Genomic DNA, 15,711 nt, shown 5'->3' on the forward strand with positions numbered 1-15,711 from the left:
GGCGCAATAATGCCCGGCAAAGAGAGCGTGTCAAAGCGTCAACGCGTGAAGACGACGTCGGCAAGGTCGCTGCGCACTTCCCAGTGATGACGCTCGAGTTCGGGATCGAGATGCTCCTCGGCCGGGAAGCCGAGGCACAGGTAGGCGACGAGGTTCCAGCCAGCCGGCACATCGAGCGCCCGCGTCACCTTCTTCGGATCGAGAATCGAGACCCAGCCCATGCCGATCCCGTCGGCACGCGCGGCCAGCCACAGGGTCTGGATCGCCGCCACCACGGAGTAATGCAGCGTCTCCGGCATGGTCTGCTGGCCGAGACCGCTGCCGGTGTGCGTCCCGTCATCCGAGAAGACGGCGAGATGGACAGGCGCTTCCTTGAGGCCCGCGAGCTTCAGGCCGGCATAGATCGCGTGCTTCTCGCCCGCGTATCCCGCGAGCGCCTTCTCGTTCGCCTGCGTGAAGCTCTCCACCACGGCGCGGCGGCGCTCTGCCGATTCGACATGCACGAACCGCCAGGGCTGGCTGAGGCCGACCGACGGGGCATGACTGGCCACTTCCAGCAGCGCGTCGATGCGTTCGCGCGCCACCGGATCGGTACGGAAGCGGCGCACGTCGCGCCGCCAGAGAACGAGTTGACGGAATTCGGCCCGGAAGGCCGCGTCGAAAACCGGATGCGTCATCAACTCCACCGAATGAACGAAAGAACGAGGATCGTCATACCCCTCGCAGAGGGATCATGGCAGCGGAGGGTCGCGGCAATCCTCTCCGGCGCGCGGGGACGCCGGATTCAGCCGATCAGGCCGGCCGCCTCGATGGCAGCAACGCCGCCCGCCACCATCACGAGGCAGCCGGCGATCATCAGCGCGGTCCGTTGTGCGGGCCACTTCGTTGCGCCAAGCGTGATCGCACAGGAGGCGACGCCCAGCGCGGTCTGGGCAACCAGCAGGCCCGCGACGTAGGCGAGGATCGGCACGGCATCGGCGCCCACCAGTACGGAGCCCAGGGAATAGCCATGCACGAGGCCCGCGACGGCGAATACGATCGACGCCACCTTGGGACTGAGCGGTTGTCGCAGCAGGATGAGGACGCCGATGACCATCGTCGTCAGCGCCACGAAGGCGCCCTCGCCCGGGATGTCAAAGGGACTGAGCTGTATCGCCACGCCGACGATGGCGGCCAGCCCGAAGGCCAGCACGGGCACGATGCCCCGCGCGGCGATACCGACCAGGATACCGATGCCGATCATGGCAGCCAGATGATAGATGCTGATCACAGGCAGGCCCACGCCCTGCATGAAGCCTTCGGCGAAGGTTTTCGGCAGCTCGTCCTCGACAGCCGGCTGGGCGAGTGCCGACACTTGCCACACAGCAACCAGCACGCCCGACGACAGCCCCCAGAATCGCTTCGAAACCGACATCAACTTCCCAAGTCTTTCCTCGGACATGTTTATTGGGGCGCCTGTTCGTTCCAGATAGAGCCCTGCGTTCACACCCGTCAATCCGTTATTCGCATTTTAAATGAAATTTGCACACGTCAGTGTGCTCCTCTTTCGGAGATCCATGCAAGCGCGCGTACTGATGATCCAGGGGACCGGCTCCGATGTCGGCAAATCGCTGCTGGTCGCGGGCCTCGCCCGGGCCTTTGTGCGGCGGGGCCTCCGGGTGCGGCCGTTCAAACCGCAGAACATGTCCAACAACGCCGCCGTTACGGCCGATGGTGGCGAGATCGGCCGTGCCCAGGCGCTGCAGGCGCGCGCCGCTCGCGTGCCCCCCAGCGTCCACATGAACCCCGTTCTGCTGAAGCCGCAGAGCGATGTCGGCGCCCAGCTCGTGGTACAGGGCCGGGTCGTGGGCAATACCTGGGCGCGCGACTACCAGAGAATCAAGGCGGGCCTTCTTGATTCCGTGCTCGACAGTTTCGGCCGTCTCAGCGCCGAAGCCGATCTGGTCCTGGTCGAAGGCGCCGGATCGGCCTCCGAGGTCAATCTGCGCACCGACGACATCGCCAACATGGGCTTCGCGCGGGCTGCGGGCGTGCCGGTCGTGCTCGTGGGCGACATCGACCGCGGTGGCGTCATTGCGAGCCTCGTCGGCACCAAGGCCGTGATCGATCCCGAGGACACGGCGATGATCGAGGGTTTCATCGTCAACCGGTTCCGCGGCGATCCGAGCCTGTTTGCCGACGGCATGACGCTGATCGCAGATCGGACCGGCTGGCCGGCGCTCGGCCTCGTGCCCTACTTCCCGGAGGCCGTCCGGCTCCCCGCCGAGGATGCGCTCAGCCTGCCCGCCCGCACGGCACAAGGCGGCATCGCGAAGATCGTCGTGCTGGCCTATCCGCACCTCGCAAACTTCGACGATGTCGATCCGTTGCGCCAGGAGCCGGGCGTCGACGTCGTGTTCCTCCGGCCCGGCCAGCCGATCCCGGGCGATGCCGCGCTGGTCATCCTGCCCGGCTCCAAGGCCACCATCGCCGATCTCGACACCCTGCGCGGGGCCGGCTGGGACATTGACCTCAAGGCGCATCTGCGGCGCGGCGGGCACGTGCTGGGCATCTGCGGCGGCTATCAGATGCTGGGACGGCGCATCGCCGATCCCGAGGGAATCGAAGGCCCACCGGGCAGCGTCGATGGGCTGCGCCTGCTCGACGCGGAGACCGTGCTGGGCGGCGACAAGGTCCTGACCGAGGTCACCGGCAGGACCACGGCCGAGGGCGTGCCGTTCAAGGGCTACGAGATGCATGTCGGCCGCACAGTCACGTCCGCGCGCCCGCTGCTCGAACTCGACGGCGGCGGCACTGACGGCGCGATGGACGCGAGCGGCCGGGTCGCCGGCTGCTACATCCATGGCCTGATGGCAGACGACCGGCAGAGGCGTCACTGGCTGCAGCGCATCGGCGCCGCGAGTTCCGGTTTCGACTACGAGGCGGGAATAGAGGACACGCTCGACCGGCTGGCCGATCATCTCGAAGAGCATGTCGACTGTGCGCGGCTCCTCGACATCGCACGTGCGCCCGGAATCGGTGCTACGAAGTAAGCGAACTCATTTAGAGGACTTCGTGACCCATCCATCGCGCAGGACCTTCATCGCCGGCGGTGCCGCTTTCGCGGCCAATGCCGCTTGCGACACGCCCGCCCAGGCGCAGACGGCCCGCATCACCGGCGGCACCGAATCGGCCTTCCCGTCCGCCGAGGCACCGGGCTCCAGCGACGGCGGCTACAACATCCTCTTCATCCTGACGGACCAGGAGCACTACATGGGCCCGCGCTGGCCCATACCGCTGCCGGGACACGAGCGGCTGCGCACGACGGGAACGTTCTTCGAGAATCACCAGATCGCGGCGGACATGTGCTCGGCCTCGCGCGCGGTGATCTATACCGGCCTGCACATGCCGCATAACGGCATCTTCGACAATGCCGGCGTGCCCTACATGAAGAGCCTGGATCCCAGCCTGCCGACCATCGGCAAGATCCTGCGCAAGATGGGCTACTACACCGCCTACAAGGGCAAGTGGCACCTGAACGGCGCCATGGCGATGGAGAACCACGCGGGCGACATCAAGGCCCTGTTCGAGACCATGATGGATCGCGACTACGGCTTCTACGACTATACCGGCGTCGGCGATTTCATCGAGGGCGCGCAGGGCGGCTACCAGTACGACCAGATCACGGCGGCCCAGGCCATCCAGTGGCTGAAGGCCAAGGGCCGGCCGATGACCGATCGGAAGCAGCCCTGGTATCTCGCGGTCAATCTCGTGAACCCGCACGACGTCATGTGGGTGAACACCGACAGGCGCGGCGAGACGCCGGTCCAGGCCGTCGAGGCCAAGCTCAAGATCGACCATCCGCCGAACGATTCCTTCTACCGGCGGGAATGGAACGACATCCCCCTGCAGAAGACCTGGCAGCAATCGCTCGATACACCCGACCGCGTGCCGGCGCATCGCATCTACAAGGGTGCCAATGCCATCCTGACCGGACTGATCCCGCAGGAGGAATGGCGCATGCGGGTCCGGCAAAACTATTACTTCAACGCCATCCGCGATGCCGACCAGCAGCTCGTGCAGGTGCTGGAGCAGCTCGACCGGTTGGGACTCACCGACAAGACCATCGTGATCTTCACGTCAGACCACGGCGAACTGCTGGCCAGCCACGGCGGCCTGCAGGGCAAGGGCACGACGACCTACCGCCAGCAGAACCACGTGCCGATGCTGGTGGTGCATCCGGAGATCAAGGGCGGCCAGCGTTGCCTCGAGCTCACCTCGCACCTCGATTTCGTGCCGACCATCGTCGCGCTGACGGGCAAGTCGACGACGCCGGTGGCCGACACGATGACGCGGATGAAGGGACAGGATTTCTCGCCCCTGCTGCGCCAGCCGGCCAATCCCGCCTTCACGCAGAAGCGCGGCGGCACCCTGTTCTGCTACAGCCAGCTCATGGTGCACGACGCGAATTTCACGAAGGAGCTCTACGAGACCCTGCTCGACAAATCGATCGGGCGCTCGGAGCTGTTCCAAAAGATCGAGTCGTTCCCCGTCGACTGGAAGCTGCGCGTCTGCATCCGCTCGATCGTCGATGAGCGCTACAAGTTCAGCCGCTATTTCTCGTTCCGCGGCTTCAACACGCCGACGACCCTGGAACAGCTCCGCGCCAACAACGACCTCGAACTCTACGACCTGGTGAAAGATCCCGACGAGATCGTGAATCTGGCCCACGACTTCGAGCGCAATCGCGACCTGATTGCGATGATGAACGCCAAGCTGAATGCGTTGATCGCCCGTGAGATCGGCACCGACGACGGACGCTTCATGCATCTCGACCGGTGGATCGACTGGAAGGATGCGCGGCCGACCGTCGTCAATCTTTGAGGCAGGACAGAGAAAGATCCTTCGCCGCGCTCAGGATGACACCAGCTTTTGGTTAAGCGCACTGCGCAAAATCCAACAACAGTGTCATCCTGAGCGAAGCGAGAATCCTTAAGTCCCGCAGAACGTCCTGTAGACGCCCTGATCCGGCGGTGCCGGCTCGGCATAGGCCTCGAGACCCGGCCGCTCCTCGAACGGCTTCGCCAGCACCGTGAGCAGTTCCTCGAACGGCGCGTAGTCTTCGCGTTCGGCCGCTGCGGCCAGGGCAAGTTCGACGCGATGGTTACGCGGAATATAGAGCGGGTTCACGGCATGCATCGCCGTCCGCCGGCTTGCAGCATCCTGCGATTCGCGAGCCAGGCGCTCGCGCCAGCGCGGCAGCCAGTCGTCGAACGCTTCCGGCTTGTTATCGAACAGGCGACGGACCCCGGCGTCGGCCGCCGGATCGGCGGCGGCGTCGCCCAGGCGGCGGAAGGTCAGCGTGAAATCGGCCTGGCCGTCGGTCATGGCGTTGAGCAGGTCCTGCGCCAGCGCCGCATCGCCCTCTTCCTCGCTGAACAGGCCGAGCTTGCGCCGCAGCCCGCCGATCAGCGCCGCAACATAGTGCTGGCGGAAGGTTCCCAGCACCTCGTTGGCGATGGCCAGCGCCTTGTCGCTGTCCTCGGCCAGCAAGGGCAGCAGCGTCTCGCCGAAGCGCGCCAGGTTCCAGTGCGCAATGCTCGGCTGGTGGGCGTAGGCATAGCGGCCCTGCTGGTCGATCGAGCTGAACACCGTCTCGGGGTTGTAGGCGTCCATAAAGGCGCAGGGGCCGTAGTCGATGGTCTCGCCGGCGATCGAGCAATTGTCGGTGTTCATCACGCCATGGATGAAGCCCACGAGAAGCCAGCGGGCCACCAGCGCCGCCTGCCGGGCGATCACCGCCTCGAACAGGACCCGGTAAGGCTCGGCGGACTCGCGGGCCTCCGGATAGTGACGCGCGATCACATGATCGGCGAGCAGGCGCAGCGCCTCCGTGTCACCGCGCGCGGCGAAGAACTGGAAGGTGCCGACGCGGATGTGGCTGGAGGCGACGCGTGTCAGCACGGCGCCCGGCAGCTCGCCGTCGCGCCAGATCGGCTCGCCGGTGGTGACGGCGGCCAGCGAACGCGTCGTCGGGATGCCAAGTGCCGCCATCGCCTCGCTCACGATGTATTCGCGCAGCACCGGACCCACTGCGGCGCGGCCATCGCCATTGCGCGAGAAGGGCGTCGGCCCCGAGCCTTTGAGCTGGATATCGCGGCGCCGGCCGTCGCCGTCCACGACCTCGCCCAGCAGGATGGCGCGGCCATCGCCGAGCTGCGGCACGAAGTTGCCGAACTGATGCCCGGCATAGGCCAGTGCAATCGGCTCCGATCCCGGCGCCACGCGGTTGCCCGCCAGCATCTCCACGCCCTCGGGAGACGCCAGAGCTCCGGGATCGAGGCCAAGCTGCAGGGCCAGCGCCTCGTTCAGCTTCACCAGACGCGGCGCCGCCACCGGCGTGGGCACCAGCCGGGCATAGAACCGCTCCGGCAGCTTCGCATAGCTGTTGTCGAACGGCAGACCCGGCAAGGCGTCCATGTTCCTACTCGTCGTAGCGCGCTGTGGTGATGCCGCTCATGCGGTCGTAGTAGAGTGAGATGTTCTTCAGGGTGCAGAGGTTCAAGTACCCCCAGACCGCCGGCGGACCGCCATCAGCGAACGTGACCTTCAGGTCGCCCATGCACCAGTCGGTCGGCGCGCGGTAGTACACCTCGCGGGCCTCGCCCGGCCGAATGGCCGGAGGCCGCAGGAAGTTTGGCCCCCACATATTGAGCTGGGTCGGCGAAACCGAGAGCTGGGAGATCGGATATTCCATCGAATTCTTCAGCCGGAACATGGTTTCCTGGGCGGCGGCCTGCCCCGCGAATAGGACCAGGGCGACAAAGGCCAGACAGCGCAACTTGGACAAAACAACCTCACAGCGATCGATGGGTTGCGGGCGACTCTGTCGCAGATCGCCGAACCGCGCTAGAGGGGAAGCATGACGCTGCTGATCAGCCATCCGTCGTTCCTCGAGCACGATACCGGCGACTATCATCCGGAGCGGGCCGACCGGCTGCGCGCGGTGACCGCGGCCCTGGCGGACGAGGAATTCGATGGCCTCAGCCGTCTGATCGCGCCCGCCGCCACGATCGAGCAGCTGACGCGAGTCCATCCACGGACCTACGTCGACACCATCCTGGGTATCCGCCCGCCGCCCGGCGAGCTGGTCCATGTCGATGCCGATACCGTGATGAGCGCCGGCAGTGCCAATGCCGCACGCCATGCCGCCGGCGCGGTCGTGGCCGCCGTCGACGGCGTGATGGGCGGACAGGCCCGCACAGCCTTCGCGGCCGTCCGGCCGCCCGGTCATCATGCCACGCCCGACGTGCCCGGCGGCTTCTGCCTGTTCAGCAATGCCGCGATCGGCGCCCTGCATGCGCGTGCGGCCCACGGCCTCCGGCGCATCGCCCTGGTCGACTTCGATGTCCATCATGGCCAGGGCACGCAGGCGGTGGTCGAGACCGACCCCGACCTGTTCTACGCCTCGACGCACCAGTATCCGCTCTATCCCGGCACCGGCTCGCCGCGCGAGCGCGGCATCGACGGCAATGTCGTGAACGTGCCCCTGCCCGCCGGCAGCGGCAGCGCCGCCTTCCGGGCCGCCTGGGCCGACCGGCTGCTGCCGGCCCTCGACGGCTTCGCGCCCGAACTGATCATCGTCTCGGCGGGCTTCGACGCCCATCGCCGCGACCCGTTGGCCCAGCTCGACGTCGAAACCGAGGACTACGCTTGGCTGACCGAGGAGCTTTTGGCCATCGCCACGAGGCACGCGAGGGGGCGTGTGATATCAGTCCTTGAAGGCGGCTACGACCTCGCCGCCCTTGCCGAATCGGTGGCGAGCCACGTGCGGACATTGATGCGCGGGTAAAACGACTTGCGCCTGTAACAGTGGCAGGCGAATTTCCACGCGCGTGAAAAATAACAGCTGCTGCATCTTTCTCGGCACTCTCCTCTGGGTCGCCGCCTCCGTGTTCGCCAGCCCATCAATGGCCGCTGGCGGCGCTCATATCGTTGACGATTCCGAAGTCGAGACACCCGGCACCTGCCATGTCGAAATGTGGGTCGCCGACTTCGTTCCGGGCGACGGCTACGGCAACATCGCGCCGGCCTGCACGACCCTCGAGATGCCCTGGCTCGAGATCGGGGCGGCCTACGCCCACTACTGGGATCAGGTCATCTCCGGACCGCTTATCGGACCTCAGATGAAGATCAACTTCCAGCCCGCATCGAAGGGCGTGGGCGTTGGACTGAGCCTCAACGCCGGCGTCAATGCGCGGACCGGGGAGCTGGGCCTCGCCGGCCTGATCGGGCTCGTGACGATTCCCGTGACGGAAAAGTTCAGGATCAACGTCAACGGCGGATGGAGCTATCTGAACAGCGACCATCCCACCGCCTTCTTCTGGGGCGGCCAGGTCGAGGTCGACGTCGGCTGGGACGTCACGCTCATGATGGAGGCGTTCGGTCGCCAGCCGGGCATCATCGGCAACCAGATGGGGCTGCGCTACACGCCGGCTGCCCACCCGAGGTTCGATTTCGACCTGCTCGTGGGCACCACTTACGACACCCTAAGCACGAAGTTCTTCACGCTGGGTGTAACCGTCAGGTTCTGAAATCGTCGCAGGGCGGCAACGTTGCCCGCGTGATATCGAGCGGGCAATGACGGCGAGAACATCCCTCTTCGAGGCACGGCCTCGCGGTCCGGCAGGCACGGCTATCGCCGCGATCGCTGCTGTCCTGCTCGCGGCGATTCCCGCACGAGCCGACGAGCCCGCCGCGTCGCGCTCGGGCTTCTATGTCGGCGGCCATGTCGGCTACCTCTTCGGCAACGCCACCGCCACCTTCGCCGATCCCGTTCCCGGCTCGACCGCCGGCGGCACCACGCCTTACGGCACCGTCTTCGGCGGCGTACAGGCCGGCTACGAGCAATACCTTCCCGCCCGCCTGATGCTGGGCCTCGAACTGGACATGTCCTTCGCCGGCGCGCAGGACCTGGGGCAGGTCATGTCTTATCGAGCGACGCCCACGGCGACCGCCAACCAGCAACTCGAATTTCTCGCAAGCCTGCGCGGCCGCGTCGGCTACGCGATCGACCGGTGGACCCCCTTCGTGACCGGCGGCATCGCCTGGGCGAGCGTTCGCTCCGAGCGGATCGACCTCACGACCGGCAACGACGACGCGACACCCGGTAATGTGAGGGCGGGCTACGTGCTGGGGGCCGGCCTCGACTATCGAATGGATTCGAAGTGGTCGGCGCGTGCGGAGTACCTCTACACCAGCCTGCCCTTGAACGGCTTCACCTTCGCTTCGCCGTCGCGCTACGATTCGCTCTACGATCTGCACCGGGTCAGGCTCGGCCTGAACTACAAGTTCGGCGCGCCCGACAAGGATCCGGACGACAAGCCCGACCGCGGCCCCGGGTCGTGGGAGATCCATGGCCAGACGACGTTCATCTTCCAGGGCTATCCGCCGATCGCCGCGGCCTATTCGGGCGCCAACAGCCTGCCGGCGGACGGACAGAGCCGCGAGACCTGGACGGTCTCCGCCTTCCTCGGCGTACGGCTCTGGGAGGGCGGCGAACTCTACTACAATCCCGAACTGTTGCAGGGTTTCGGCGTCGCCAACACCACGGGCGCCGGCGGCTATCCCAACGGCGAGGCGCAGAAGTCGAATTTCCCCTACCCACGCTATAACACCTCGCGACTGTTCCTGCGCCAGGAGATCGGCCTGGGGGGCGAGCGCGAAAAGGTCGAGAGCGAGTACGGTCAGCTTTCGGGCGAGCGCGACGTCTCGCGCGTCACGCTGCAGATCGGCAAGTATTCGGTGAAAGACATCTTCGACGGTAACACCTACGCCGAGGACCCGAGGATCGACTTCCTCAACTGGTCGATCTGGGCGTCCGGCGCCTTCGACTATCCCGCCGATCGCCTCGGCCTGACCTGGGGCTTCACCGCCGAGCTCAACCGCCCGAGCTGGGCCGTGCGCGCCGGCTACTTCCTGGTGGGCAACCAACCCAATGCCAACACGTTCGACACGGCCCTGTTCGTTCGCGGCGGCTATGTCGGCGAGCTCGAGCTGCGCTACCGGCCGTTCGACCGGCCAGGCGCAGTGAGGCTCGGCACCTGGATGAACAGCGCCTTCTCGGGCTCCTACAACGAGGCCGTCGCGCTGGCGGCCCTGACGCCCGGCCTGACGGCCGACGACACGATCGCCCAGACGCGGCGCGGCCGCACCAAGTACGGTCTCTACCTCAACCTCGAGCAGGAGATCACCGACGATGTCGGCCTGTTCGGCCGCTTCAGCTGGAACAACGGCGCGTCGGAGATCATGGCCTTCACCGACATCGACACCAGCATCTCCTTGGGCGCTTCGATCAAGGGCACGCGCTGGACCCGGCCCGACGACCGGATCGGCATCGCGGGCGCGCTCAATTCCCTCTCGGCCGATCACAGCAACTATCTGGCGGCCGGTGGCCTGGGCGTGCTGGTCGGCGACGGCGCTCTCACCTATGCCTCCGAAGCCGTCCTGGAAGCCTACTATGCCTTCCAGATCACCAAGGGTCTCGTCGCCACCGCCGACTATCAGCTCCTGCTCAACCCGGCCTACAACGCCGTGCGCGGCCCGGTGAACGTCTTCAGCGGACGCCTCTCGGCCCGCTTCTGAGGGTCTACTTCTGGTCCATGCGCCAGATACCGTCCCATCCGGCCGGGGCACCGTCGCGCAGGAACCTTTCGCACCGGCCGATGAAGACATGGCAGGGCGGGTCCTCCTCGCGTATCGCCGAGGCGGCCCGGAACCCGGCCAATGCGTCCTCGAAGCGGCCGGCGACATAGGCCTCGCGGGCCGTCTCCCACGCGGCGAGGAACGATGCGTGCTCGGCGCGGCTGGCGGCTTCGCCCATCGGCTCATAGACGTCGTGCGGTTCCGTGGTGCCGACGGCCACCACGCGGTCGACGTGTCGCCATACGAACAGGGCCGAGGTTGGGCCGGCGACTTCGCCGCTCGCCAGGATCTCGGTGCCGTAGACCTTGTTCATGCCTTCGAGGCGCGAGGCCTGGTTGGCGACCTGGCCGACCAATGTGTAGTTGATGCGCTCGCGCGCGCCGACATTGCCCACGACAGCCGGTCCCGTATGCAGGCCGAAGCGCGTGCGGAAGCCCGGCCGGCCCCGCTCGCGCCATTTCTCCGAAAGAGCGCGGCCCGCGGCGGCGGCCTGCAGCGCGCCGCGACAGGCGTTGGCGATGTGCTCCGGATCGGTCTCCGGCGCATTCCAGAAGGCCATGATGCTGTCGCCGATATATTTGTCGATCGTGCCGCGATTGGCGGAGATCGCCGAGCCCAGCGCCTCGAAATAGCGCGACAACCGGCTGGTCAGCAGCTCCGGCTCCATCGTCTCGGTGAGGAGCGAGAAGCCCTCGATGTCGGAGAACATCACCGTGACCTCGCGACGTGTTCCGCCGACACCGCTGCTCTCCGGCGACCGCATGATCTGCTGCACGAGGGTCTTGGAGACGTAGCGCCCGAAGATCTCCAGCCCGGCGCGCATGTTCTCGACCGCGTCGGACAGGCGGGCGATCTCGGTGATGCGGCTCTGCATGGGCTGCTGGTCCGAGAAATCGAGCTGGCGGATGCGCTCGGTCTTGAGGGCGATGCGCGCGATCGAACGCGAGAGGATCAGCGATGCCGCCAGCGCCCCGATTGCGGCGAGCGCCACGGCGATGGCCGCAGCGGCTGCGGCCCGTTGCAGCAGCACCCGCGACTCGGCGGTCAACTCGCGTACCGGCACCGCCGCTCCGATCACGAAGCTCTGCCCCAGCAACGGCGGCATGCGGTGGACGATCACGCGATACGCATGGCCCCCCGCTTCTACCTGGCGGTCGATCTTCGTGTCAGTGGCGATGGACTCACCGACGGCCTTGTGCAGGGTCTGCCGTACCAGAGCATCGGCCGACAGACAGCCCGGCAGCGTCGGCGCGCATGGCTCGGATTCGATCTCGACCCCGCCACCGGAATGGCCCACCACGATCACCGAATTGGCTGTGATCTTGTAGGCGGTCAGAAGCTCCGACAGCGTCCGGAGCGTGAAATCGAATCCCACGACGCCGATACCGGCGCGCAGCGGGATGCCGGCGGAAATGCCGGCGTCGGGTGTCTGGGCGAAGCGATAGGGCTCGGTGAGGATCGCCTGCCCTGCCTTCATCGCCGCGACGTACCAGGGCCGGGTGCGGGCATCGAAGCTCGTCGTGGTCGTCCGGGCGGGGCCGTGGCTGCCGTCCGGCAGATAGAACCAGTAGGTTTCCGTCCGCGGCGACGCCCCCGCCTCGATCACCCGCACGATGATCGACTCTCCATCCGGCGCATCCAGGTCGATGCGCTGCTGGATGCTGAGGGATTCCGGCCGCCCGGCATAGATGAAACTGCCGTCGGTATAACCGACGAAGGCCGACTGAACCGCCTGGTGACGTTGCAGCAGGGCGATGAGCTGATGCCGCCGCTCCTCGTCGGTCAGCGGATTTTCCGTGGCGTTGAAGCTCGGACCGTAGGCCAGGGCCTGACCGACGGATACCACCACATGCAGACCCTCGGTAAGGAAGTCTTCCACCGCCGATTCGAGATGGGACACCCTCTGGTCGGCGCTGCGCTGTTCGAGCAGGTCAACGGACCGCCAGCCGAGCCACAGCAGCACGCTCGTGAGCGGCACCACGACCAGGGCCATCAGCATCAGGATCGTGATGCTGAACGGGATCGACCGCCGCAAGGGCTTCACATCTCGCAGAAACGCGGAAGCCGCAAAATCAGGCCTTCACCGCATTCCACTTGCAGCCACCGTCCTGGCTCTGCGCGACCAGAGTGGGCGGCGTGGCGCCGAGATCCGCCGTGTAGATCAGGTTCATCCGACCGAGATTGAAGGTGCCCTGATACACGTTCGGGCGAATCGGCTTCATCTTCACGTCGATGCCACCGGCCGACTTCAGCTCGACCTGACCGTTGACGATCGTGAATGTGTGGTCGCGCGTGAAGGACGGGTCGGCCTGGATGCAGCCGGAGATGTTGTTGGGGTTCTGCTTGAACGAGAACTTCACCTCGACGTTTTGCTGGGCGGCGGCCGCGAGCGGCATGAAGCCCGCCAGGACGAGTGGGGCCAGTCTCTTGATGAACATGCGGGATCGTCCTTAATTGGGCACGGGCTAGAATACCAGTGTACAGGGTCCAGTCCGCCCCGTCAGTCCTTGCCGCGCAGCAGGCCGTATGCGCCGCCCGCAATGACGCCTCCCAGCAGCGGCGCCACCCAGAACAGCCAGAGTTGCGACAGGGCCGCGCCGCCCACGAACAGCGCCGGCGCCGTGCTGCGCGCGGGATTCACCGCCGTATTGGTAACGGGAATGGTCACCAGGTGGATGAGGGTGAGCGCGAGACCGATCGCAAGGCCCGCCACCGCCGGGCTGACGCGCTTGTCCGTGGCGCCGAGGATGATGGTCACGAAGCCGAAGGTCATGACGACTTCGATGACCAAAGCGGAGACGAGCCCGTACTTGCCGGGCGAGTGATCGCCATAGCCGTTGGTGGCAAAGCTTCCGATCTCGGCCCCGGCCTTGCCGGTCGCGATGACATAGAGGATGGCGGCGCCCACGATGCCACCCAGCACCTGCGCGACCACATACTGGACGACCTCGCTGAAGGGAAAGCGGCCCGCCACGGCCAAGCCGACCGTCACCGCCGGGTTGAAGTGGCCGCCCGACACGCCGCCCACGGCATAGACCATCGTGAGCACGGTGAGGCCGAAGGCGAGCGCCACACCGGCAAAGCCGATACCGAGTTGTGGAAAGCCGGCGGCAAGCACGGCGCTGCCGCAGCCGCCCAGCACCAGCCAGGCGGTCCCCAGAAATTCTGCGTAGAGACGATTGCTGATCGGCATGTTCTCTCCCCGAGTGGCCGAGGCGAGTCTACGCCTCCTTCGATTATTCTCCCAGCCCATGCGCAAAGCCGGGAGGACATTTGCTCTGCCGTTCGACGTTTCCCGCAGTGCAACAAGCGAAGCGTCACGGAACGGAAACCTCCCGTTCACGGAAGCACCCTAGCGTGCCGGCCTCGTCGTCCCCGGGGTTTCACGTCATGTTTTTGCGCCGCCGCGCTCTGATCGCCGCATCCGGCCTCGCCGCCACCAGCTTCGGCCTGCCGCGCATTGCGCTCGGCCAGGCCGACCGCCGGCCCGTCATCACCATCGCCGTGCAGCAGATCGCCAACAGCGCCGCGCTGGAGCCGTTGCGCGAGCAATCCAACGTCGGCCAGCGCGTGTTCTCCTTCATCTTCGAGCGGCTGATCATGCAGAACCTGCTCGCCAAGCTGGAGGAGGTGCCGGGCCTCGCCGAAAGCTGGAAGCGCATCGACGACCGCACCGTCGAGTTCACCCTGCGTAAGGGCGTGAAGTTCCACAACGGCGACGAGATGACCGCCGACGACGTGGTCTTCACCTTCAGCCGCGACCGCATGTTCGGTCCCGACTACGACATCACCTCGAACAAGACATTGTTCACCTCGGTCCTGATCCGCGATGCGGTGCAGGGCAAGAACCTGCCGCCGGAAGTGCCCGCCGTGGCCAAGCGCTTGTTCCCGGCGCTGGAAAAGGTCGAAGCCGTCGACAAATACACGGTGCGCTTCGTCAACCGCACGCCCGACGTGACCATGGAGGGCCGCATCGGGCGCCTGGGCAGCGACATCGTCTCGCGCCGCGCCTACGACGAGGCCAAGAGCTGGCTCGACTGGGCGCGCGCCCCGGTCTCGACCGGCCCCTACAAGGTGCGCGAGTTCGTGCCCGACCAGTCGCTGACCCTGGACGCGCACGATGACTATTGGGGCGGCCGCCCGCCGCTCAAGAGCGTGCGCATCATGGTGGTGCCCGAGGTCGCGACCCGCATCAACGGCCTGCTGGCCGGCCAGTTCGACTTCATCTGCGACGTGCCGCCCGACCAGATTCCCGGCATCGAGAAGAACCCGAAGTTCGAGGTGCTGGGCAGCACCATCGTCAATCATCGCATCACCGTGTTCGACAAGAACCATCCGCGCCTCGCCGACCCGCGCATCCGCCAGGCCTTCACCCATGCGATCGATCGCCAGGCGATCGTCGATGCGCTGTGGTCGGGCCGCACCCGCGTGCCGGCCGGCCTGCAGTGGGAGTTCTACGGACCGATGTTCGTCGAGAACTGGACGGTCCCGGCCTACGACCCCGCCAAGGCCAAGGCGCTACTGAAGGAAGCCAACTACAAGGGCGATCCGATCCCGTACCGGCTGCTCAACAACTACTACACCAACCAGGTGTCGACCGCGCAGGTGCTGGTCGAGATGTGGCGCGCGGCCGGCCTCAACGTGCAGATCGAGATGAAGGAGAACTGGCAGCAGATCTTCGACGGCAACAGCCCGCGCGCGGTCCGCGACTGGTCCAACAGCGCCGGCTTCAACGATCCGATCTCCTCGCTGGTCGCCCAGCACGGGCCGCAAGGCCAGCAGCAGCAGGTCGGCGAATGGACCAACGACGAGATGAACCGACTCTCCACCGCGATGGAGATCGAGACCGACATGGGCAAGCGCAAGGCGATGTTCAAGCGGATGCTCGAGATCTGCGAGCGCGAGGACCCGGCCTATACGGTGCTGCACCAGAACGCGACCTTCACGGCCAAGCGCCGGGACATCAAGTGGAAGGCCTCGCCGTCTTTCGCGATGGAGTTCCGCAGCAACAACTTCTCGATCTGAGGG

General features: G+C 66.3%; 13 protein-coding genes. 6 read left to right on the forward strand and 7 right to left on the reverse strand.

Going from position 1 to position 15,711, the window contains the following annotated elements; genetic code table 11:
* Positions 1 to 38: 38 nt before the first annotated feature.
* Positions 39 to 677, reverse strand: a complete 639-nt coding sequence (gene bluB, locus Q0Q48_RS13565) for a 5,6-dimethylbenzimidazole synthase (protein ID WP_295138415.1) — start codon at positions 675 to 677, stop codon at positions 39 to 41.
* Positions 678 to 784: 107 nt separating this feature from the next.
* On the reverse strand, positions 785 to 1,414 hold the full coding sequence (locus Q0Q48_RS13570; RefSeq protein ID WP_295138418.1) for a HupE/UreJ family protein: 630 nt from the start codon (positions 1,412 to 1,414) through the stop codon (positions 785 to 787).
* Positions 1,415 to 1,556: 142 nt separating this feature from the next.
* On the opposite strand from Q0Q48_RS13570, the gene Q0Q48_RS13575 reads away from it, so the two are divergent.
* Together Q0Q48_RS13575 and Q0Q48_RS13580 are read left to right on the forward strand one after the other, a co-directional pair.
* A complete protein-coding gene (locus Q0Q48_RS13575; protein WP_295138420.1) occupies positions 1,557 to 3,032 on the forward strand; it encodes a cobyric acid synthase in 1,476 nt (491 codons plus the stop codon).
* A gap of 22 nt (positions 3,033 to 3,054) precedes the next feature.
* Positions 3,055 to 4,863, forward strand: a complete 1,809-nt coding sequence (locus Q0Q48_RS13580; protein WP_295138422.1) for a sulfatase-like hydrolase/transferase — start codon at positions 3,055 to 3,057, stop codon at positions 4,861 to 4,863.
* A gap of 108 nt (positions 4,864 to 4,971) precedes the next feature.
* Here the strand turns inward: Q0Q48_RS13580 and Q0Q48_RS13585 are convergent, their stop codons facing one another.
* On the reverse strand, positions 4,972 to 6,459 hold the full coding sequence (locus Q0Q48_RS13585) for a protein adenylyltransferase SelO (RefSeq protein ID WP_295138424.1): 1,488 nt from the start codon (positions 6,457 to 6,459) through the stop codon (positions 4,972 to 4,974).
* Between the two features lie 4 nt (positions 6,460 to 6,463).
* Positions 6,464 to 6,829: a hypothetical protein gene (locus tag Q0Q48_RS13590; RefSeq protein WP_295138426.1), complete on the reverse strand. Its 366-nt coding sequence runs from the start codon at positions 6,827 to 6,829 to the stop codon at positions 6,464 to 6,466.
* Positions 6,830 to 6,901: 72 nt separating this feature from the next.
* Between Q0Q48_RS13590 and Q0Q48_RS13595 the strand changes: the two genes are divergently transcribed.
* From Q0Q48_RS13595 to Q0Q48_RS13605, 3 genes are read left to right on the forward strand one after another with little or no spacing between them, the layout of a single operon-like run.
* Complete coding sequence (locus Q0Q48_RS13595) at positions 6,902 to 7,831, forward strand: histone deacetylase family protein (RefSeq protein WP_295138428.1); 930 nt, start codon at positions 6,902 to 6,904, stop codon at positions 7,829 to 7,831.
* A gap of 43 nt (positions 7,832 to 7,874) precedes the next feature.
* Positions 7,875 to 8,573 (forward strand): hypothetical protein, encoded by a 699-nt coding sequence (locus Q0Q48_RS13600; RefSeq protein WP_295138430.1) that lies wholly within the window; start codon positions 7,875 to 7,877, stop codon positions 8,571 to 8,573.
* 46 nt (positions 8,574 to 8,619) lie between these two features.
* Complete coding sequence (locus Q0Q48_RS13605; RefSeq protein ID WP_295138432.1) at positions 8,620 to 10,623, forward strand: carbohydrate porin; 2,004 nt, start codon at positions 8,620 to 8,622, stop codon at positions 10,621 to 10,623.
* A gap of 4 nt (positions 10,624 to 10,627) precedes the next feature.
* Here Q0Q48_RS13605 and Q0Q48_RS13610 read toward each other — a convergent pair whose 3' ends face one another.
* The 3 genes from Q0Q48_RS13610 to aqpZ form a co-directional block, all read right to left on the reverse strand.
* Positions 10,628 to 12,718 carry an adenylate/guanylate cyclase domain-containing protein gene (locus Q0Q48_RS13610; protein ID WP_295138434.1) on the reverse strand — a complete coding sequence of 697 codons (2,091 nt, stop codon included), beginning with the start codon at positions 12,716 to 12,718 and terminating at the stop codon, positions 10,628 to 10,630.
* A 37-nt stretch (positions 12,719 to 12,755) separates the two neighbouring features.
* A complete protein-coding gene (locus Q0Q48_RS13615; protein ID WP_295138436.1) occupies positions 12,756 to 13,121 on the reverse strand; it encodes a hypothetical protein in 366 nt (121 codons plus the stop codon).
* Between the two features lie 62 nt (positions 13,122 to 13,183).
* Positions 13,184 to 13,870 carry an aquaporin Z gene (gene aqpZ / locus Q0Q48_RS13620; RefSeq protein WP_295138824.1) on the reverse strand — a complete coding sequence of 229 codons (687 nt, stop codon included), beginning with the start codon at positions 13,868 to 13,870 and terminating at the stop codon, positions 13,184 to 13,186.
* A gap of 203 nt (positions 13,871 to 14,073) precedes the next feature.
* Here aqpZ and Q0Q48_RS13625 point away from each other — a divergent pair, with 203 nt between their 5' ends.
* A complete protein-coding gene (locus tag Q0Q48_RS13625; RefSeq protein ID WP_295138438.1) occupies positions 14,074 to 15,708 on the forward strand; it encodes an ABC transporter substrate-binding protein in 1,635 nt (544 codons plus the stop codon).
* The last annotated feature ends 3 nt before the right edge of the window (positions 15,709 to 15,711 follow it).

Origin of the sequence: uncultured Reyranella sp., from assembly GCF_945957355.1 — a bacterium.
Lineage (GTDB): Bacteria > Pseudomonadota > Alphaproteobacteria > Reyranellales > Reyranellaceae > Reyranella.

Excerpts from the sequence above, each read along its gene's own strand:
- bluB (WP_295138415.1), bottom strand. The coding sequence starts at position 677 with ATGACGCATCCGGTTTTCGACGCGGCCTTCCGGGCCGAATTCCGTCAA.
- Q0Q48_RS13570 (WP_295138418.1), bottom strand. The coding sequence starts at position 1,414 with ATGTCGGTTTCGAAGCGATTCTGGGGGCTGTCGTCGGGCGTGCTGGTT.
- Q0Q48_RS13575 (WP_295138420.1), top strand. The coding sequence starts at position 1,557 with ATGCAAGCGCGCGTACTGATGATCCAGGGGACCGGCTCCGATGTCGGC.
- Q0Q48_RS13585 (WP_295138424.1), bottom strand. The coding sequence starts at position 6,459 with ATGGACGCCTTGCCGGGTCTGCCGTTCGACAACAGCTATGCGAAGCTG.
- Q0Q48_RS13595 (WP_295138428.1), top strand. The coding sequence starts at position 6,902 with ATGACGCTGCTGATCAGCCATCCGTCGTTCCTCGAGCACGATACCGGC.
- Q0Q48_RS13605 (WP_295138432.1), top strand. The coding sequence starts at position 8,620 with ATGACGGCGAGAACATCCCTCTTCGAGGCACGGCCTCGCGGTCCGGCA.
- Q0Q48_RS13615 (WP_295138436.1), bottom strand. The coding sequence starts at position 13,121 with ATGTTCATCAAGAGACTGGCCCCACTCGTCCTGGCGGGCTTCATGCCG.
- Q0Q48_RS13625 (WP_295138438.1), top strand. The coding sequence starts at position 14,074 with ATGTTTTTGCGCCGCCGCGCTCTGATCGCCGCATCCGGCCTCGCCGCC.